This window comes from Endozoicomonas sp. ALC013, assembly GCF_049310205.1.
Classification (GTDB): domain Bacteria; phylum Pseudomonadota; class Gammaproteobacteria; order Pseudomonadales; family Endozoicomonadaceae; genus Endozoicomonas.
The window spans coordinates 1-19031 of the sequence record NZ_JBLYNS010000104.1 but is presented as its reverse complement, the minus strand read 5'-3'; the positions used below and the strand labels follow the sequence as shown (position 1 = coordinate 19031).

The following is a 19031-nucleotide window of genomic DNA, read 5'->3' as shown; positions in this document are numbered from 1 at the left end:
TATACACTTAGGGTAGAGATTAAGGCCAATAAAGCAGTACTTACAGTGCAGAACTCATCCTGAACAGCCACAATAAAGCTTCGAAACCATTATCAAGACTGAACAAGATGAGTACTACAAATAGTAGATTAGTTAAAAAAAACTGCTGACCTGTTTTGATCGGACAGAACTTCTCAGTATGGCGGAACAGCTTGGTTTTACTATACGAGAGCGAAATATCCGACCTTTGGATTTTATCCTCTCACTGATCGATGCCTTCTCTGGTGATGGAAACTGCGACACTCAGGCGGATCTGCGCCGTAAATTTAACGAGTTGACGGGGCTGAATGTCTCTTATCGTTCTTGGGCAAATCAAGCTAAAAAAGAAGCGCGCCTGCTCTTGTCCTGTGGCTATGGATGCAGTGTCTGGAAATATTTTCCCGCAAATTCTTGGCGTTTGATGAGACCACCTGAATGCAGGCCAGTCCATTTTCAGAGTTTGAGCACATTCTGATTCAGGATGGCTCATCACAAGCTGTTTACAATGCCTTGAAAGAAGCATTTCCCGGCAGGTTCTCAACGGTCAGTCCTGCTGCCGTCGAGCTTCATACGACGATGGAGCTTCTCACCAATAACCTGGTGCGGGTGCAGCTGACTGAAGATACCCGTTCAAAAAGAGACTGTCTGCCACCACTACCGACCTCCATGGCCTGTATCCTGATGCTGATGGATGCTGGTTATTTTGAGCTGAAACTCTTTGCCGCTATTCATGACAGGGAGGGCTCTTTTATCTGCAAGCACCGCAGAGTATTAACCCGACAATACTCAGCGCGGTACGGGAGGATGGCAAGAATCTCAATCGCTACAAAGGGCAAAAACTGAAGGATGTACTGTCTGGCTTCCCTAAAGACCAATGCCTCGACCTGGATGTAGAATGGCCGGGATTCAAAGCCTGGCCATACCGTTTTGTTGTCCGCTGGAATGACAAAAAACAGAAGTGGGTCTTCATTGTGACCAACCTGAACCAGGTGGAGTTCACCTTGAGTGAGGTGGTTCAGGCCTATCGTCTACGGTGGCAGATAGTGCTGATTTTCAAAGAGATCAAATCCTACTCAGGGTGGCATCGTTTTAACACCAAATCAGCGACACTGGTGTTTAGCCTGATTCTGATGTCCTTCGTGGTTGTGACCTTGAAAAGGTACCTTGCCCATGCTGCACAGGCGAACCTCTGTGAAAGTGGGAGCATTGAGGAAATCTCGACGCACAAGGGAATGAAAAGCGGGACTCACCTGTTTGGTAATGTAATTTCATCGTTGATGAATGCAGGAAAGTCATTGGTATCATGCATTAAGAAGCTGCTGGAGTTCTGGGGAGATAATGCGAAACGAGAACACCCTGCGCGGGATGGTTGTTCAGAGCGTACAAGATTAGGCCTTTGTGCGGTGGGTGGGGCTTAATGTCTACCTTAAGATCACTTATTAGTCAGCAGCAAAAACGCAAAGGTACAAGGTACTTCCACCCTAAGCGTGGAAACAAATCAATTCTTAGGAATTGTCCCGGAAAAACTACCTTTTTACCAAGGAGTCACAGAGGAAAATAATTTTCCTTTTCTCCGTGGCAAGGTTTTTATTTACTCGATAACAAACGGAAATGTAGAAGTTATTTCAGGACAGCTCTTTACCTCCTTTTGTGCCTTCTCAACCTTTCCGATAAAGCAAGTGTCCTCAATGATTAAAATTGCAATAGTCGGCACCGGATATGTTGGTTTGTCCAATGCCATGCTTTTGGCTCAACACAATGAAGTGTTTGCCCTCGACATTCTCCCTGAAAAAGTGGATATGCTGAATGATCGATTTTCACCCATTGTAGATGAAGATATTGAACGCTTTTTGAAAAATGATAAACTTCACTTCAAAGCGACACTGGATAAACATCAGGCATTTGCAGGGGCTGACTACGTTATTATTGCCACCCCTACGGACTACGACCCGAAAACCAACTACTTCAATACCCAAAGTGTCGAATCAGTCGTGCGTGATGTGATGGCTATCAACCCGAATGCTATCATGGTCATTAAATCAACCGTACCTGTTGGCTTCACCCGGCAATTAAGAGAAGAGACAGGAAGTCAAAACATCATCTTTTCTCCGGAATTCCTGCGAGAAGGCAGGGCGCTGCACGATAATCTCTACCCTTCCCGAATTATTATTGGGGAACAATCCGAAAGAGCCAAAAAAATAGCAGAGCTGTTTGTTCAGGGCACTACGCAAAAAGAGCCCCCTGTGCTATTTACTGACAGTACAGAAGCCGAGGCGGTGAAGCTTTTCTCAAATACGTACCTGGCTCTGAGGGTTGCATTTTTTAACGAACTGGACACCTACTGTGAAACTCACGGTATCGACTCAAAGCAGATCATAAAGGGGGTTGGGTTAGATCCACGTATTGGCAACCACTACAACAACCCAAGCTTCGGTTATGGTGGCTACTGCCTACCAAAAGACACCAAACAGTTGTTGGCCAATTACCAGGATGTACCCAACAACCTGATCAGGGCGATTGTTGACTCCAATACCACGCGAAAAGACTTTATTGCCGACTCGATTCTGCGGCGCAATCCGGAAGTCGTGGGTGTGTATCGACTGGTTATGAAATCCGGGTCCGATAATTTCCGTGCCTCAGCCATACAAGGCGTAATGAAACGGATAAAAGCCAAAGGCGTTAAAGTCGTGGTTTATGAGCCAGCGCTGAATGAAGAAGAGTTCTTTCATTCAGAGGTGATTAATGATCTGGAAAGTTTTAAAAAGTCTTGTGATGTGATTATTGCTAACCGTAAAGAACCTGAATTAGCAGATGTCGAGGGTAAGGTTTATACTCGGGATTTATTTGGGGTGGATTCTTAAAGCCTCTGATCAACTTCCTGCAAAATACTGAGATGAAAATGCAGGAATTAGAGCGGTAAATCGAGAAAATATTTAGTGAGCTCCTTCCTATGCTGCTGACCATTGTTCACAGCTTCTGCAAAATGTTGCCTTGGATATTGAGTGTGAGAAGCCTGCAACGGGTTGCGTGGATAAAGTTCAAATGATGGCATAAAAGGTAAGTCCTGTACTTCCTTGAGCCTGACCACGGTAAGGGCTCATAGAAGCTGATGGCCTGATGAGGTGGGAGTGAATTCAATCAGGGCTAGAGGCATTGAGACCTCACCCCAAAGGCCATCTCTTTATTAAGAGAATGGAAGCATTACTCTTTAGTCATAATGGAAAACTTTTCCTTGCAATGCTGTGGGGACCATATATGACCTTGGTTTTGTGGTTATTTTCGAAAGTGTTTGACCATGGTTTTGTAAATGCTAAAAAAAAATACATTAATATACCCTATTATATTTACAAATATATTGTTATTACTGCTCGGCAACGGACTGTTTAAAAGGCCTATGATGTTCGCCTCTTTAATAGCATTAATCTTAATAAACATGCGCTCTATGTCAGAGTGGGTAAAGTCGTTATTTAACGCATGGCCAATGCTGCTTCTGATGACATATGCTTTAATATCATCATCATGGTCTATATGGTCAAGCGTATCTATTTACGAAACAATCTGGCAATACATTTTATTGGTGTATGCAAGTGTATTAGTAACTTCTGCTGGCAGAATTGATATACAAAAAATTTCTAAACAACTGGTCATGGTATGGCTGGTCATTGTTGGACTATCTGTTCTTGTATTCGATTATGCAGCAGGCAGAATTATTGAAGTTAAAGGGCTTTACCCTCATAAAAATAACCTTGGAATCATTAGTGCATTTGTTTTTTTAGTAGGGCTTTCGACTCTTGAAAAAAACAAAATAACAAAAATAATGTTATTTGGTGTCTTATTCATTTTAATATCATCACTCTCAAAAACCAGTATGGCACTGGTTTGTTTTATTTTGCTTACATATGGATTAATGAATATTGCAAAAAAGATAATGAATAAAAGAATAACAGATATTCTATTTAAAGCTATAGGGACTTGTGCATTTTTAGCATTGATATGGCTGCTTTCTAATCAGGAGCAATTTCTTAACTTTATTTTTAACAATTTACCGGATGAAGCACTGACTGGTAGAGGGCGATTGTGGATTGTCATGCTAGAGCATGCGTACGACAGGACATTGTTTGGGCTTGGTTATGGATCAGTGTGGGGGCTTGGTGAGTATTCAGAAATCCAATTCACTGAATTAATAAAAACTTCACCTCTATGGGTTGAACAGCTGGCTGCTTCGGACGGTGGCTATGTTGATATTATTTTATCGTTAGGTTTTGTTGGTCTGTTTATATTTATGCTCATCATTGGTTGGTATTACTGGAACTTGCGGAATCTATTTTTAGCAGGTGTAAATAATAAATTAGTTTTTGCACTGTATTCCTGTGGGACATTATTTGTTTTGCATAATATAACAGAAACAACTGTGCTGCTTGCAAATAATCTCCTATGGCTTGGTTTTATAACATGCCTGATCGTTCTGAGGAAGGAGAGCACACTATTACTTGATAAAGACAGAGATTATGATTAAAAGACTGCTTTGGTATGCAGCGGACAACTTTAGTGGACTGTTGTTCGGATTACTAAGTGTAATTGTTATTGCTCGCCAGTATGGAGTAGAAAACACAGGTTACCTAGCGTACATTCAGGCGGTGGCAAGCATGTTTAGCTTCTTCTATGTATTGGGTCTGGACAATGTAATTATGCATACATTTTCCAGTGAAAAAAAGGAGTCTGAAATTGTCAGCGCAGTACTCTTTCTGAGAACCTTAGGCAGTATAATATTTATATTGTCAGTTATCCTTTGGTCACATTTTTTTAGCAATATACCCAATGAGCTAATTATATATCTCAGTATTGCTGTCTGCAGTTTTCTTGTTTTGGGGAAATCATCAGTTTTCAGGTTGTATTTTCAGGCTAGAGGCCAACCTAAAATGCTTTCGCTAGCTACGCTTATTTCCCGGATCGTGGCTTCTGTTTATATTGCCTACGCTATTTTCTATCAGATTGAATATGCAGCTGCAGTTCAGTATTTCCTGGTAGCGGCAATGATTAATTATGGAATTGTTGCTTATTGCTATTTCCGGAAAGGTACATTTTCTTTTCATGTAAAAGAAGTTATTCAAAAAAGTGGGAACCTAATAGCTAAAAGCTATTATATTTTGTTTTCATCGATGATCTTCCCCATTTTTATGTATATTGATATTCTGGTTATTGAGCACTTTCTCAGTGAATACGATCTGGGTATCTATGCAGCAGCAAGTAAACTGGTGGCGCAGGCAATATTTCTTGGTCATATTATCGTTCTATCTTTTTATAAGGAGATTCATGATGAAGTGGTCACTGTCGGCCTGGGTGGGGACAAGCTCAGACTTTCCTATACTCTAATTATTATCCTTGCATTAACAGGTTGTATTCTTACTTTTTTTATCAGTACACCTCTCATTCAACTGTTGTTTGGTGATCAATTTTCAGATTCTGCACCCATCCTGAGTATACTGGTTTGGAAACTATTATTTATTTATCTTGCTGCTTTAAACTCAAGAATATTGGTTATTAATGGGTGGACTCATATTGAATTAATCAAATCCATTCTTGCTGCTGTGTTAAGTGTGGTGATGGCTTTCACGTTGATACCAATGTATGGCACAATTGGTGCCGCTATGGCCTCTGTCAGTAGTTTTATGGTTGCTGACTTACTTCTCTACGTAATTTTTAAAGAAACAAGGCCCTTATTCTTTTTGTTTTTCAAATCATTGTACGGCATAGTATGGCAACCTCTGAAAACCGGCCAAGATTTGATAACGACACTTCGGAGTTAATTTGGATTTATCAATTATTATACCTGCATACAATGCTGAAAAGTATCTGGCAGCGACATTACGCTCGTTAACTTACTCGGCAGAGCAGCTACGCAATACCTTGACTTATGAAATTGTTGTAATTAATGATGGCTCCACTGACGCAACCGAGCAAATCATTAATCATGACTTTTCAGATGAAATAAAAACAGGTCTATTAAAATATTACAGTCAAAAAAATCAGGGTGTCAGTGTTGCAAGAAATTATGGCCTTGAAGTAGCAGTCGGGCGGTATATTACCTTTGTTGACGCTGATGACCTGGTTACTAAGGAATATCTGCCAACAATCTCTTCACTATTAAATAATAAAGATATTGATATATTTGAATTTGGCTATTTTCGCTTTAAAGAAGATGTTGATAACAGAGTTGAAAAAGGTTATGTGTCCCTTTGTTTTGGGATGAAAGAACAAAATATAGCATTTGAAGAATGCCTTATTCGGTTTAAGTGGTTTAGCTGGTGTCGTGTGATAAGAGCTGAATTAGCAAAATCAATACAGTTCCCTATCGGGATAAAGCTTCTTGAAGATTGTATTTTCCTTATTAAGGTCTACCAAAAAGGAAAAAAAATCTATTCTTCTGATTCTGTTGTTTATGCTTATCGTGATGAGAAGAATAGTGCAGTTAATAATGCACGGATTGAACAGTGTTACCCTGCCATCGAGTTTTTAAGGAAAATTAGCCTGCCTAAAAGATTGCAGCGCTATTTAGATATACATATATTTTATTTATTGCACAGCTCTGCAAAAAAGACTATGAGTTTTTCAGAATATCTGATACTTCGAATTAAAAGTAATAAGTTAAGTGCTATCAAACTTATTTTTTCTAAAGAAATAAGCAGGCAAGCTATCATTACCAGCCTTTTTCCACTTATGAAGTTTTTGGTTTATAAGATTCGAAATAGATAATTTGACTACATCATATTGCTGTTTTGTAAAGTTTATTGAGGAAATTTATTTGATGAAAGTTGTATTTCGTATCTCTTATATGGGTTTTGGTGGTGCAGAACAGGTATTTCTGTCATTAGCTAGAGAATTTAAAAAGTTACATGATGTGATGTTTGTTACTGATAAAAACTATGGTAATACTTACGATTCATTAATGAAAGAGAATATTCCTGTTAATAGCCTTGATTGTAGTCGTACTATTCTAAGTGTTATTCCTTTTGCTCAGTTTATTGATTCTTTTAAGCCTGATATTATTCTTTCAGCTTATCCTGACACTAATGGTGCCTGTATTTTATCCAGCAAGCTGGCAAAACATAAATGTAAGATTGTATTGAGTGAACATGCATCTGTTATTGAACATTTTAAACAAAGGTCATTTTTTCAAAGAATTAAAGTAAAACTGATTATAAAACATCTCTATAAATATGCAGACAAAATTGTAGGAGTTTCTAAAGGAGTTTCTGATGAGGTTTCTGCTATTTTAAAGATTGCAGATAAATGCACCTTTATTTATAACCCTGTTCGATTCTTGCCCGTTGAAGATAATTATGTCTTTAAAAAAGAAAAAGGCTTAGTCATAGCTGTAGGTCGTATTACTCCCCAAAAAAATTTTTTAATGTTACTTGAAGCTGCAAAAATAATTAAGAAACTAAATTCTCATTTAAAATTTAAAATTATAGGCGGAATTGATGATCAACAGGAGTATTTGGCACTGCAAGAATATGTTGCCAATAATGAACTTAATGATACCGTAGAATTTGTTGGATTTTGTGCAGATATAGAAAATTATTACAGAAAAGCAGAACTTTTTGTTTTGTGTTCTGCTTGCGAAGGTTTTGGCAATGTTATTGTTGAAGCCCTGTCATTCGGACTTCCTGTTGTATCCACTGACTGTAAAAGCGGTCCTTCGGAAATACTTGAAAATGGACGCTATGGTCGTTTAGTCCCAGTTGGTAATAGTTTAGCTCTGGCAGAAAGTATACAGGCCGAAATGACTGATCCATCATCAACAATTCAAGAACGACAAAATAGAACCCTGTATTTTTCAGAAAAAAATATTTCTAATCAGTACATAAAACTATTTGAATATTTATTGGGTGATTGATTTTGAAACAGTTTGCTTCTTATATTTCATCTGATGTTTTTAGATGGTATGGCCACTCTAGCCTTAAATTTTTTTTAAAAGCTCTATTAACCAAAAGAGGTTTTAAATTTATCTTTTTTATGAGGCTTGCGAATTTTTTCAACAAAACCCCTGTTGTAAGATTTTTCTTTATTGTAATTTATAAAGTGGTCAAGATTGTATATTCTAGTGATATCGATTTTAGATGTAGTGTTGGAAAGGGATTAAAACTTCATCATGTAATTGGAACCGCTTGGGGGCCTAACGTAAAGATTGGTAATAACGTAACCATTACTCACAATGTCACGCTAGGCCATAAAAATGGGGTAATGCCAGTAATTGGTAGTTATGTCTACATTGGTCCAGGTGCATGTATTGTTGGCGTAAAAATAGGTGATAATTGCGTCATTGCACCAGGCTCTATTGTCATAACCGATGTACCTGATAACGCTGTGGTCGCAGGTAATCCAGCGAAAATAATTTCTTATAAAGGGGCTTTAGAATTAATAGAGTACCCCTGCAAGATGGGAGTAAATTAATTGAAGATTGTTACTTTGGGGACAGGTGATAAAGGTGGAATAGATTCTGTTATTAATAATATAGAAAGTAATCTTAAACAAGAGTTCAGTTTTAAGCGCTATATTACTCACCTTGGAAAATACAAAATTCAAGATATGGTATTGGCGGTAAATGGATTGCTTATCGTTTTATTCTATTCAATTTTTGTGAAAGATTCTGTTTTTCATTTGCATATGTCCTACCGTGGCAGCTTTTGGCGGAAGTATATCTACTATCGAATTGCAACTTTTTTTAATAAGCGAGTTATCATCCACCTTCACGGGTCTGAATTTAAATGCTTTTATGAAGGGCAAAAACCTTCAGTTCAACGAAGAGTTGTAGAACTTATTCATGGTGCCGATCCGTTTGTCGTTCTTTCTGAAAGCTGGTACCAATATATCAAAAAGATTGCAGGGAAAGATTGTAGAAATATTCGTGTTATTCCTAATTTTGCTGTCGTGGCCCCTATTCCAGACAGAAAAAATCAAGCCAATCATATTTTGTTTTTAGGTGCTTTGATCGAAAGAAAAGGTATTTTTGATCTTCTTGAATCCTTGACCACTTTGCCTGATGTAACGCTGCATGTGGGGGGGACTGGTGATAATCAACGGTTTGAGAAGATGGTCAATGACCTGGACTTGCAGAGGCAGATTATCTACCACGGCTGGGTCAACGCTGAACAAAAAGCGGAACTTTTTGCCCAGTGTCAGTTGCTAATCTTACCTTCCTATAATGAAGGCTTGCCTGTGGTTATTCTTGAGGCAATGGCATCGGGTTTGCCAGTAATTTCCACACCGGTTGGTGGTATACCAGAGGTTGTTTTACCTGAAGAAACTGGTTTTTTAGTTGAACCGGGGAATAAGCTCGCCATTAGTACGATGATCACCAGGGTACTGGCAGATCCAAAACTTCCGGTTATAGCTGAAAATGCCCGAACTCTTTATTATCAATCTTATGATGTCTGCGCAGTGTTGCCTGCGTTGCGGGAGATTTACCAGTAAAAATGAAAGCTGCCATTAACTCATTCTTATCACTGGCAGTGAATCTAACAGCCAGCGCCTCACTAGCTGGTCATTCAGTCAATTATTTACCAGAAAAAATAGACCTTGGTAAAGCCATAAATTTCAACCGCTCCGTTAGCGAGATAAATTATGAAGTAGATGAACATTCATTTGCCCTCACAGAGGATGGTGCGCTATTTTTTCTTGAGGCAGACAGAACATTTATTTATGGTGGGGAACGCTCTGAATTAGCCTTTTTTTCTCCCTACCAGATAGGGGATAGCGTTACTTATGATTTCACTTTCCAACTAAGGAAATCTTCTTCATTTTCCATGGGGTGGTCTTGTGGATGGGTTTTGTTCGCTCAGTGGCATGACCAACCAGTCAAGAACAGAGGTGAAACCTGGGCAACTTTTCCTAAGAATTCGCCACCATTTTCCTATCAACTATTTTTTGAAGATGAATTGAGGGTGGGGATTGTTGCCAGAAACTCCCAGTTTATGTTTCCTGTTGAGCTTGAAATCCCCGTTTCCTGTTCGACTACTGTGACATGGCAATACCCCGAAGATGGCAAGGTAAAGGGCTTTTGTACTCAGGGTGATAATACGTATGCCTTTAATTTTAACGATGTGGTCATGCTTAATGATTATTATCATTACTTTAAATTTGGGCTCTACCGAAAACGCACCATTAACGATTTTATGGCCATTGAGTTAATTAAACTAAATATTTATTAAGGTATAACTTTGTCAGATAAAAAAATTCTTATGGTGGCTTCGCCAGGTGGCCACTTTGTACAGCTAAGCCTGATTGCAGAAGCACTTTCTAACTACTGCAATAATTTTATCATCGTTGGAGTTTATGAGAGCAAACCCTCGTTTATAAAAGGTGACACTTATCGCCAAGTGTCTGATTTTAGCCGTGATAACCCCGCAGTGCTTTTTAAATCCATTAAACAGGCCTGGCTTCTTTTAAGAGAGTATAAGCCTGATCTTGTGATTACTACAGGTGCTGCACCCGGCTTTGTTTTCATTGCTATGTCGAAAATACTTGGAATAAAGGCCGCTTGGGTCGATAGTATTGCCAATTCCAGAAAACTCTCCCTATCCGGAAGGTTTGCCAAATTGCTTGGCGTACATGTGCTAACACAATGGCAAAATGTGGCTAGCGATTCTAGCGTGTTGTATAAGGGAAGGGTGATATGATTTTCTTGACTGTTGGCACCCAGCTACCGTTTGATCGGCTGGTTACCCTTGTGGATAAATTTGCAGAATTGTCGGATGCGACTATTGTCGGGCAGATAGGTAATGGTCTTTATAAGCCTTCTGCCCTCCAGTACCAGCCTTTCTTTGCGCCTGATGAAATGGATCGTTGGTTTGTTCAGGCTGATGTTGTCGTTTCTCATGCTGGGATGGGTTCCATTATTAACTGTTTGAAATTAAAAAAACCGATTATCATTTTTCCTCGACTATCCAGGCTGGGTGAACATCGCAATGATCACCAATTAGATACGCTCAATTCATTTGACAATGTTAAAGGGGTACATATTGCCAGAGACGAGTCTGTACTTAACAATTTATTGGAAAATCACAGAGCACTAAATAAACCGGTTGGCCTTGAAAATTCTGAAATAAACAAGATGACTAAATATCTTTTGTCCCTTATTTAATTTATAGAGCTTTATTATGAGGTCATTGAATCAGTTCCTTTTTTTACAGAGAACCTTAGTGAAAATCAGGCGGTTTTGGTTTACGCAATTTTGGGGAATGGATATCGATAAAACCGTAATATTTTCCATGTCTGCAAAACTGGACAAAACCTACCCACAAGGTATTCATATTGGAAAATATTCATACTTAGCTTTTCAAAGTGCTGTACTGTCACACGATATGATTAGAAAGCTTAAAGTGGATACGGTGATTGGTGAGAACTGTTTTATTGGGGCTAAAAGTGTTATTTTACCTGGGGTTGTTGTTGGTAATAATTCAGTTGTTGCTGCGGGGGCTGTGGTTACAACTAATGTACCACCCAATACTATTGTTGCAGGAAACCCTGCAAAAGTTATAAAGCGTGATATAAAGGTTGGTAAATATGGGGTGTTGATTTCTGAAGCTGAACAAACCTAAACTTGACTTTCCAGGGGAAATTTTATTATTCGATTCCGGTATTTAAATTTGGTTTTCAGATGGCATCATTTGCTATTTTTTATTTTACTATTTTCAGGCACATCAGCAATAGCAAATCAGCAAAGCCAGTATATTAGGATAGCGGCTATTGGAACCAGTCTGACTCGGTATGGCGAATGGCTCCCTACTTTGTCTGAACAAATGTATAAAAGTTACGGCATTTCTATATCCTATCAAAACTATGGCTTTCCTGGTAAAAATATAAAATACGGACTTAGCAAGCTGGATAACATCCTTGATTCTAAAGCAGATATTTACTTGATTGAGTTTTCTGTCAATGACGCAGATCTGTTGAAAGGTGTAACTCTTTCTGAGAGTCGTGAACTGACGTCAACTTTTGTTCAGAACATCAAGATTGAGTATCCAAATGCAAAAATTATTTTGATGAAAATGAATCCGGTATTTGGGTTGCGAAAATGGATGCGGCCTCGTCTTGAGTCATTCTATGATTTGTATGATGATTTAGCTGACGATGGTAATGTAGATATTCTTGATTTTTACAGTGTATGGCAGCAAAAATCCTATAAAAAGTTAAATCTTAATATTCCAGATGGGGTTCATCCGACCCAAGAAAGTACTATTGAAGTAATGATACCTGTGTTACTGAGCTACTTGTCGGAAGAGTTTTGCTTTCATAAATAAAGTCGATGATCGAAATTTTCATATTGGCACGCAGTAGATAAGTTTTACCGGCTAAGAGATCGTACCCCACGACTCAAAATGCAACAATATGAATTTAACGGCCGTTATCATGTCTGGTAGCTCCGGCAGCCGCCTCGGGCCTCAGTCCCGTTCTTTATACCCAAAACAGTTTCTGCCTCTGGTCGACGAACAGACTATCCGCTGAAAAACCCCGGCAAGTTCAACCTTGAACTGATTGAGGTGCAGAGCGGTGGGTATCTGGGTGAGGATGATATTGTGCGGTTTGAGGATACCTATGGTAGGGCGTAATGAGTTACTGGTTGTCGCTGGCTGTCACCATTTTGGCGTCGTATATAGTGGCACAGGCGGCGCTCAGCCGTCGGCAGGGTCGTTATTTATGCTGCTGTCAAAGCTTACGGATAATTCGGCAATCTTCAGGATTATTGGTAAATCCACAGGCCACCATAGATGTAGGCCAACATAGACTGTTTTTCACTCCAGGAGTCGAGAATGAGCACTCTTAACTGTTTTAAGGCCTACGATATCCGTGGCCGTATGCCTGATGAATTGAATGAAGATATTGCCTGGCGGATTGGTCGGGCAACAGCGGAATATCTCAAGCCCAAAACGATGGTTGTGGGTGGCGATATTCGCCTGTCTACCCCGGAGTTAAAAGTAGCCCTGAGCGACGGTTTACGGGCAGGCGGAGCCGAGGTGATTGATATCGGCTTGTGCGGTACTGAAGAGGTTTACTTTGCCACATCAAACTTGAAGGCTGATGGCGGCATTATGGTGACTGCAAGCCATAATCCGAAAGATTATAACGGCATGAAACTGGTGCGGGAAGAGAGTAAGCCGATTTCGGGGGATACCGGGTTGCGGGAGATTCAGCGGCTGGCTGAAGAAGCGTTTATGGAATCGAACAGACCCGGTTCCCCGGACATCCCATTTGCCTCTTATCGGAAGATCAGCAACCTTGTCCCTTATGTGAATCATATTCTGGGGTATATCAAACCTGGTGAATTAAAGCCACTGAAACTGGTGGTGAATGCCGGTAATGGGGCTGCCGGGCATGTGATTGATGCCATTGAGGAACGGTTTAAAGGAGCCGGTGTACTGGTGGAGTTTGTGAAGGTTCACCATGAACCGGATGGTAACTTTCCCCATGGAATTCCCAACCCACTATTACACGACTGTCGACAGTCAACGGTGGATGCGGTACTTGAGCATCATGCAGATATGGGCATTGCCTGGGATGGTGATTTTGACCGCTGCTTCCTGTTTGATGAGAAAGGTCAGTTCATTGAGGGTTATTATATTGTTGGGCTCTTGGGCGAGGCGTTCCTGGCTCACTATCCTGGTGCGAAAGTTATCCATGACCCTCGATTGACCTGGAATACTATTGACCAGGTTTCGACTGCCGGTGGTGTGCCGGTGCTCTGTAAAACCGGCCATGCTTTTATCAAGGAGCGCATGCGTAAAGAGGATGCGGTGTATGGTGGTGAGATGAGTGCCCATCACTATTTCCGTGACTTTGCCTATTGCGATTCAGGGATGATTCCGTGGCTACTGGTGGCGGAGTTAATGTCCCATAAGGGCAAGAAGCTTTCTGAGTTGGTGGCCGAACGGCTTGCCCTGTTTCCATCCTCTGGAGAGATCAACAGCAAATTGGATAACCCACAGGTGGCTATTGATAGGATTCTTTCGATTTATCAACAGGATGCGTTAGCTGTGGATCATACCGATGGTATCTCACTGGATATGGGGCAATGGCGTTTTAACCTGCGACTTTCCAATACCGAGCCGGTGATTCGGTTGAATGTGGAAAGCCGGGGGGATGTGGCGTTGATGAAAGATAAAACGGCTGAGTTGTTGAGTTTGATTCGGCAATGATTTGGAACCACAAATGCCCATGGCACGTGAAAATATTTTGCGCCATCCTCAGGTATGAAAAATCGTTAAGCAGAATATTTTTTACGGCAAAGGACAAGAGCACTGAGGAAAAGGTGTTTCTTTCTCTGTGTTCTTTGTGCCCTCTGTGGTTCAAAAAGGACTCAAGATTTGGTACGGATTTTAGCGATTGGCTGGCTGGTCTTTCTGGTGATGCTTTCGGTCAGTAAAAGCCTCGGCTATGGCCACTGGGCCTGGGGCAGTATTGAGCATTTTCTGGGTGGCAATCTGCAAATGCATTTTGTCATGGCCTTTATTCTTTCTGTACTGGCTCATTTGGCTTGCCCAAGGTCCTGGCACTGGGGCAGGTTGTTATTGCTGTTGATTATTGGCTGCGCTCTTGATGAAAGTTTGCAGGTGGTGTTTCCACTTCGGAATTATAACCCGCTGGATTTTCTCGTAACCTGTACCGGTTTGTTGCTGGCTGCTTTGCCGTTTATGGTTTCTCACTGGCGGATGATTAAAAGTTCTTGAACCACACAGCTCCACAGGGGCGATGATTGCTCCTGAAGAATCGACACTCCCTCTCCTCCATACATGGCAGTCGTAAAAGGAAGGGAAAGAGAAAAAACTTAGCTTTGCCTTTGTTCTTCTTGTTTTTTGTGTCTCCAAAACAAAATGGATTTTATGTAGATGCCTACCTCATTGTTGTCGGGCCGATCACGGCTGCCTCTTATTGTTCTGGTTTTTATCGATGTAACCATCGCCTTTGCCTGTGCTGAGCTGTCGGAATGGGTGCGGTTTGGGGATCACGCCACTCATTATCACAATGTGATGTATATGCAGGCATTGCTGGTGGTAGTGCTCTCGTTCCTGTGCGAAGTGTATGCACCCTGGCGGGGTCGCCGAATCAGTGAGCGACTGACCAAGGTGTTTATTGCCTGGTCTCTGTCGTTTATGGTGATGATTGTCTTTATGGTGATGACTAAAACTACTGAGAAATACTCCCGCCTCTGGCTCGGAACCTGGATTGGCATGGCGATCCCCATGGCACTGGGTATCCGGTATGGCCTTTACCAGCTGTTAAGGTCCTTCCGCAGCCATGGACGCAATACCCGCCATGTACTGGTGATTGGTGATGGCCGTAATTTTGAGGCCATGCGGGCATACTTCTCCCAGGACAATGCCTATGGTTACCGCCTGCAGCATGTGATTGAGCACCATAACAATGAGCAGGCGCTGGCAGAACTGGAACAGTTCCTTGCCAGCAATCAGGCCTTTGATGAATGTTGGCTCTGCATTCCTTTTACCAAGAGCCCTATTCTTCAGCCCGTGATGTTTACCCTGCGCCATAGTACCACCAATATCCGCTATATGCCGGGGCTGCAGGATCTGCCACTCATGAACCACAATATTACCAAAATCGGGGATTTTCTTGTCCTGGATATCAGCTGTTCACCTATGGATAGCATTAACACTATTACTAAGCGAGTGTTTGATATTGTGATTGGCAGCCTGATTCTGCTGTTGATTTCGCCGGTGATGATTGCTGTTGCCATTGCCGTGAAACTCTCGTCTCCGGGGCCGGTGTTTTTTAAGCAATACCGCCACGGCACCTCAGGCAAGCAGGTGAAGGTGTATAAGTTCCGGAGTATGAAGGTGCATCAGGAAGGTGAAGGTAAGGTGACCCAGGCCACTAAAGGTGACCAGCGGGTGACAAAGGTGGGTGCTTTTATTCGCCGTACCAGTCTGGATGAGCTACCCCAGTTTATTAATGTACTGCAGGGACGGATGTCCATTGTTGGCCCAAGGCCCCACGCGTTGGCTCATAACGAGTATTACAAGGATCTGGTAGAGTCTTATATGAAGCGCCATAAGGTAAAGCCGGGGATTACCGGGCTGGCTCAGGTACGGGGCTTTCGTGGTGAGACCGATACGCTGGATAAGATGCAGCGCCGGGTGGAGTGTGACCTGGAATACATCAATAACTGGTCTCTGTGGCTGGATATCAGGATCGTTATCAGTACGGTTTTTAAAGGTTTTATGAACCCTAATGCTTATTAAAAGATTTTTTTGAACCCCAAGAACATGCCTCTTGCTGGATACAAAGTTGTGGTCTGAAATAGCTGATCTGTCTGTTAAGCGAACCACAGCGTTTGTGGAGGCGTTGCCTGAAATAGAATCTGCGTTCCATTGGTTAGTTCTGTCAGTAGTTGATGGGTAGGAAATTTAGTAGTGGTTTACAAGGTGTGAGGTTTGAGAGAAGAGTTAATAGTAAGGAGGGCGAAAGTGCCGATAATACAGGAGTAATTATCATGGCTCTTACTTAGTGGTTCAACGCTTTTTCATGGTTTAAGAATAAAATAACAATGACGTATAGGCAGTGTTTGTTCTGGCCTTTGCTGGCCATCGTTTTCTGGTTGCCCCTGCCGATGGGCAGTAATCCACCATGGGCGCGGGCGATTCTGATATTGCTGATTGCTGTACTCAGTCTATTCTGGGTATTGGGCTATGCCCTTAACCGGCTGGAAACCACAGCGTCTTTCCGTCAGGTAAAATGGTTGCATGCCGGTTTTACTGGCGTTATTGGCTGGTTGTTTGTCCAACAGTTGCCCATGTCGGCTGCGTGGGTCCAGCTGCTTTCTCCTTTCTCATGGAACCTTCATTCCTCTGCTGCAGAGACGCTGGGGCTGGTAACACCCCAGTGGATGACGCTGTCGATTTCTCCTCACGATACGATGGTCAGTGCTCTGTTGACCATGGCCTACTACCTGTTTTTTTGTCTCTGCCTGCTGCTGGTGGACCGGCCTGATAAATTACGCTGGTTTGCCTGGGCCTTTGTGGTCTCCGGAATTTTTCAGGCTGTGTTTGGTTCGCTGAGTACGCTGTCAGGGGTAGAAGTGCTGCTGTTCGGTGAGAAACCATCTTACTTTGGTGTTGCTACCGGCACTTATGTTAACAGGAACAGTTTTGCCGGGTGTATGGAGATGACACTGGCCTTTGGTATGGGGTTACTGATTGCCCAGTTGAACGATAGAAAAGCGGGCAGCTGGCAGGAGTGGCTTCGCCAGACTCTGCACATGCTGATGAGTAACAAGGTCATACTTCGTACCGGGTTGGCCATTATGGTGATTGGCCTGGTGCTTTCCCGTTCCCGCATGGGAAATACTGCTTTTTTTTCCAGTTTGCTGGTGACCGGACTTCTGTTCGTTATCTGTCGTAAACAGCTCAGCCGTGGGATGATCGTTCTTTTTGTCAGCCTGCTGTTGATTGATACGGCTATTCTCAGCCAGTGGTTTGGCCTTGAAAAGGTGATGGAGCGTATTGAGCAAACCTCTCTGGAGCGGGAGACCCGTCCCAATGTGTCTGAGGTTACTTTGGGAGCAATCAGTGATTATTCACTGACAGGCTCTGGTGCAGGTAGCTTTTATACAGCACTGCCTGCTTATCACGATGGTAGCTGGAAAGGCTTTTATGATCTCGCCCATAATGATTTTCTACAGTTTCCCCTGGAGTTTGGCGTTCCAGTATTTCTGATATTAGCGTTGATGGTGGTCTGGTCATCCTGGCAGGCGGTTCAGGCGATGAAGCTGCGTCGCAGCCGACTGATGATTGGTATGGGGTTCTCGTCGTTTATGGGGATGTTGGCGATTATGATTCACTCATCCGTAGACTTTAATCTCCAGATCCCGGCGAATGCGGTGTATTTTGTTGCCTTGATGGCGCTGGCTGTTCTGGCCAGACACATGCCTTCTAATAGGCACAGGTCATCTACCGTCAAGGGTAACGGCTGACCTGCTGGCAGTTGTTTTTCAGAAGAAACTCTCTTGATATATCAATGATCGCCAGGTTCTTCAGGGTATTGGTACCCAGCAGGATCTGGTTTCTAAACCGGGAGCGAGAGGTCAGGCTGAAGTCGGTGCGGGTTTCGACCGGACCAAGACGTATGGTTGCTTCAATTACTGGACGTTTTTGTGGGGTTCCATGGTGGGTTTGCACCCGGGCGAAGCGCTTCAGGGGTTTGGTCATTTTTACCAGTTTGCGTTTGTCGCTGGTGGTAGGAACCTTAAAGTGTACCCATAGTGAGCCGTTGGTGTGCTTCCTGATTTTGATGTCTCTGGCATCCATGGAGGAGAGGGTGGAGCCGGAGTCAATCAACGCATTGATCCGGGTGGAAAATTCATCGATCTGGTCAACCCTTTCCTGCAGGCCAAAGAGATAACGGTCACCTGCCTGGCATGGATGTTGATATGGCGGGGGGGCTGCGGTTACCAGTGCGCTGGGTATGAATGCCAGTGCCAGAATGGCACAAAAGGTCAGGCCTGAAAATCGGGTGGAAAACAACATTACTTCCTCCATGAAGGTACTGCACAACTGAATCCTTCTCTTTATATTTGTAGCTGTTGACGATAGATTGAGCCTCTTTAATGAGAACGGCTGGTATTTGTTGACGGTTTAACGACGGGTTATCTTCTGGCCTTGGGGAGGAACCTGTGGATTGCCAATATTCTGTTATTTGAGGATGTAGACTCTTGAAAAAGTGGGTGACAGGGTGGGGCATCCCCCTGATTATGGTGATTCTGGCCGCTGAAGTTCTGCTGATTAATACCCTTTCCGGGCCAGATAATGCGCCATTGAGCCTGAGTATTGTGGGTGCTGTGTATAGTATTGCCTTTGTATTTACCTATTTTCATGTTCCCGTGCCTGTTGCGTTGTTTCTGACCGGAGCTATGTTGCTTGTTCCAGCTTACTTGCTGACCTTGCTGATTCGTCGATTGATGTTTAGGCGCTGACTATTCGGTCTGCCTGTTACTTAATGAT

General features: G+C 42.4%; 21 protein-coding genes and 1 pseudogene. 21 read left to right on the top strand and 1 reads right to left on the bottom strand.

The features are described 5' to 3' along the window. Positions 1 to 178 precede the first annotated feature (178 nt). The 20 genes and pseudogenes from ACO6V1_RS16960 (at position 179) to ACO6V1_RS16865 (ending at position 18004) form a co-directional block, all read left to right on the top strand. Complete coding sequence (locus ACO6V1_RS16960) at positions 179 to 493, top strand: hypothetical protein (RefSeq protein WP_422446308.1); 315 nt, start codon at positions 179 to 181, stop codon at positions 491 to 493. Next, positions 454 to 861 (top strand): hypothetical protein, encoded by a 408-nt coding sequence (locus ACO6V1_RS16955; RefSeq protein ID WP_422446306.1) that lies wholly within the window; start codon positions 454 to 456, stop codon positions 859 to 861. The genes ACO6V1_RS16960 and ACO6V1_RS16955 overlap by 40 nt, the downstream gene beginning before the upstream one ends. Then, a complete protein-coding gene (locus tag ACO6V1_RS16950) occupies positions 771 to 1436 on the top strand; it encodes a transposase (RefSeq protein WP_422447891.1) in 666 nt (221 codons plus the stop codon). The genes ACO6V1_RS16955 and ACO6V1_RS16950 overlap by 91 nt, the downstream gene beginning before the upstream one ends. A 273-nt stretch (positions 1437 to 1709) precedes the next feature. Then, the gene (locus tag ACO6V1_RS16945; RefSeq protein WP_422447889.1) at positions 1710 to 2879 is read left to right on the top strand and encodes a nucleotide sugar dehydrogenase; all 1170 of its coding nucleotides are present in this window, start codon (positions 1710 to 1712) and stop codon (positions 2877 to 2879) included. A gap of 581 nt (positions 2880 to 3460) precedes the next feature. Beyond that, positions 3461 to 4534 carry an O-antigen ligase family protein gene (locus tag ACO6V1_RS16940; protein ID WP_422446304.1) on the top strand — a complete coding sequence of 358 codons (1074 nt, stop codon included), beginning with the start codon at positions 3461 to 3463 and terminating at the stop codon, positions 4532 to 4534. Beyond that, on the top strand, positions 4527 to 5825 hold the full coding sequence (locus ACO6V1_RS16935; RefSeq protein WP_422446302.1) for a flippase: 1299 nt from the start codon (positions 4527 to 4529) through the stop codon (positions 5823 to 5825). Before ACO6V1_RS16940 ends, ACO6V1_RS16935 begins: the two co-directional genes overlap by 8 nt. A 1-nt stretch (position 5826) precedes the next feature. Beyond that, the gene (locus ACO6V1_RS16930) at positions 5827 to 6771 is read left to right on the top strand and encodes a glycosyltransferase family 2 protein (RefSeq protein ID WP_422446300.1); all 945 of its coding nucleotides are present in this window, start codon (positions 5827 to 5829) and stop codon (positions 6769 to 6771) included. A gap of 52 nt (positions 6772 to 6823) precedes the next feature. Next, positions 6824 to 7915 (top strand): glycosyltransferase, encoded by a 1092-nt coding sequence (locus ACO6V1_RS16925; protein ID WP_422446298.1) that lies wholly within the window; start codon positions 6824 to 6826, stop codon positions 7913 to 7915. Positions 7916 to 7917: 2 nt separating this feature from the next. After that, positions 7918 to 8472, top strand: coding sequence for a serine O-acetyltransferase (locus tag ACO6V1_RS16920; RefSeq protein WP_422467752.1), 555 nt, complete (start codon positions 7918 to 7920; stop codon positions 8470 to 8472). Further along, on the top strand, positions 8473 to 9492 hold the full coding sequence (locus tag ACO6V1_RS16915; RefSeq protein WP_422446294.1) for a glycosyltransferase family 4 protein: 1020 nt from the start codon (positions 8473 to 8475) through the stop codon (positions 9490 to 9492). A 2-nt stretch (positions 9493 to 9494) separates the two neighbouring features. After that, complete coding sequence (locus ACO6V1_RS16910) at positions 9495 to 10229, top strand: heparin lyase I family protein (protein WP_422446292.1); 735 nt, start codon at positions 9495 to 9497, stop codon at positions 10227 to 10229. Between the two features lie 9 nt (positions 10230 to 10238). Then, a complete protein-coding gene (locus ACO6V1_RS16905) occupies positions 10239 to 10697 on the top strand; it encodes a hypothetical protein (RefSeq protein WP_422446290.1) in 459 nt (152 codons plus the stop codon). Continuing rightward, on the top strand, positions 10694 to 11161 hold the full coding sequence (locus tag ACO6V1_RS16900; RefSeq protein WP_422446288.1) for a glycosyltransferase: 468 nt from the start codon (positions 10694 to 10696) through the stop codon (positions 11159 to 11161). The genes ACO6V1_RS16905 and ACO6V1_RS16900 overlap by 4 nt, the downstream gene beginning before the upstream one ends. Positions 11162 to 11258: 97 nt before the next feature. Next, positions 11259 to 11618 carry an acyltransferase gene (locus ACO6V1_RS16895; protein WP_422446286.1) on the top strand — a complete coding sequence of 120 codons (360 nt, stop codon included), beginning with the start codon at positions 11259 to 11261 and terminating at the stop codon, positions 11616 to 11618. 69 nt (positions 11619 to 11687) lie between these two features. Next, entirely contained in the window at positions 11688 to 12320 is a 633-nt protein-coding gene (locus tag ACO6V1_RS16890; protein ID WP_422446284.1) for an SGNH/GDSL hydrolase family protein, read from the top strand. A gap of 201 nt (positions 12321 to 12521) precedes the next feature. Continuing rightward, positions 12522 to 12629, top strand: a pseudogene (locus ACO6V1_RS16885) (mannose-1-phosphate guanylyltransferase); the annotation flags it as partial. A gap of 201 nt (positions 12630 to 12830) precedes the next feature. After that, positions 12831 to 14213, top strand: a complete 1383-nt coding sequence (locus ACO6V1_RS16880; protein WP_422467750.1) for a phosphomannomutase CpsG — start codon at positions 12831 to 12833, stop codon at positions 14211 to 14213. A gap of 168 nt (positions 14214 to 14381) precedes the next feature. Continuing rightward, positions 14382 to 14744 carry a hypothetical protein gene (locus ACO6V1_RS16875; RefSeq protein WP_422446278.1) on the top strand — a complete coding sequence of 121 codons (363 nt, stop codon included), beginning with the start codon at positions 14382 to 14384 and terminating at the stop codon, positions 14742 to 14744. A 159-nt stretch (positions 14745 to 14903) separates the two neighbouring features. Next, positions 14904 to 16274 carry an undecaprenyl-phosphate glucose phosphotransferase gene (locus ACO6V1_RS16870; protein ID WP_422467748.1) on the top strand — a complete coding sequence of 457 codons (1371 nt, stop codon included), beginning with the start codon at positions 14904 to 14906 and terminating at the stop codon, positions 16272 to 16274. Positions 16275 to 16579: 305 nt separating this feature from the next. Further along, positions 16580 to 18004, top strand: a complete 1425-nt coding sequence (locus ACO6V1_RS16865) for an O-antigen ligase family protein (RefSeq protein WP_422467746.1) — start codon at positions 16580 to 16582, stop codon at positions 18002 to 18004. Here the strand turns inward: ACO6V1_RS16865 and ACO6V1_RS16860 are convergent. Beyond that, the gene (locus ACO6V1_RS16860) at positions 17988 to 18557 is read right to left on the bottom strand and encodes an ATP-dependent zinc protease (protein WP_422446272.1); all 570 of its coding nucleotides are present in this window, start codon (positions 18555 to 18557) and stop codon (positions 17988 to 17990) included. The genes ACO6V1_RS16865 and ACO6V1_RS16860 overlap by 17 nt on opposite strands. A gap of 185 nt (positions 18558 to 18742) precedes the next feature. Between ACO6V1_RS16860 and ACO6V1_RS16855 the strand changes: the two genes are divergently transcribed. Next, positions 18743 to 19003, top strand: coding sequence for a hypothetical protein (locus tag ACO6V1_RS16855; protein WP_422446270.1), 261 nt, complete (start codon positions 18743 to 18745; stop codon positions 19001 to 19003). Positions 19004 to 19031: the final 28 nt, after the last annotated feature.

Bases quoted from the DNA above. Each gene is read 5' to 3' on its own strand.
- ACO6V1_RS16900 (WP_422446288.1), top strand. From the start codon at position 10,694: ATGATTTTCTTGACTGTTGGCACCCAGCTACCGTTTGATCGGCTGGTT.
- ACO6V1_RS16865 (WP_422467746.1), top strand. From the start codon at position 16,580: ATGACGTATAGGCAGTGTTTGTTCTGGCCTTTGCTGGCCATCGTTTTC.
- ACO6V1_RS16910 (WP_422446292.1), top strand. From the start codon at position 9,495: ATGAAAGCTGCCATTAACTCATTCTTATCACTGGCAGTGAATCTAACA.
- ACO6V1_RS16940 (WP_422446304.1), top strand. From the start codon at position 3,461: ATGTCAGAGTGGGTAAAGTCGTTATTTAACGCATGGCCAATGCTGCTT.
- ACO6V1_RS16925 (WP_422446298.1), top strand. From the start codon at position 6,824: ATGAAAGTTGTATTTCGTATCTCTTATATGGGTTTTGGTGGTGCAGAA.
- ACO6V1_RS16870 (WP_422467748.1), top strand. From the start codon at position 14,904: ATGCCTACCTCATTGTTGTCGGGCCGATCACGGCTGCCTCTTATTGTT.
- ACO6V1_RS16860 (WP_422446272.1), bottom strand. From the start codon at position 18,557: ATGTTGTTTTCCACCCGATTTTCAGGCCTGACCTTTTGTGCCATTCTG.
- ACO6V1_RS16880 (WP_422467750.1), top strand. From the start codon at position 12,831: ATGAGCACTCTTAACTGTTTTAAGGCCTACGATATCCGTGGCCGTATG.
- ACO6V1_RS16955 (WP_422446306.1), top strand. From the start codon at position 454: ATGCAGGCCAGTCCATTTTCAGAGTTTGAGCACATTCTGATTCAGGAT.
- ACO6V1_RS16960 (WP_422446308.1), top strand. From the start codon at position 179: ATGGCGGAACAGCTTGGTTTTACTATACGAGAGCGAAATATCCGACCT.
- ACO6V1_RS16935 (WP_422446302.1), top strand. From the start codon at position 4,527: ATGATTAAAAGACTGCTTTGGTATGCAGCGGACAACTTTAGTGGACTG.
- ACO6V1_RS16895 (WP_422446286.1), top strand. From the start codon at position 11,259: ATGGATATCGATAAAACCGTAATATTTTCCATGTCTGCAAAACTGGAC.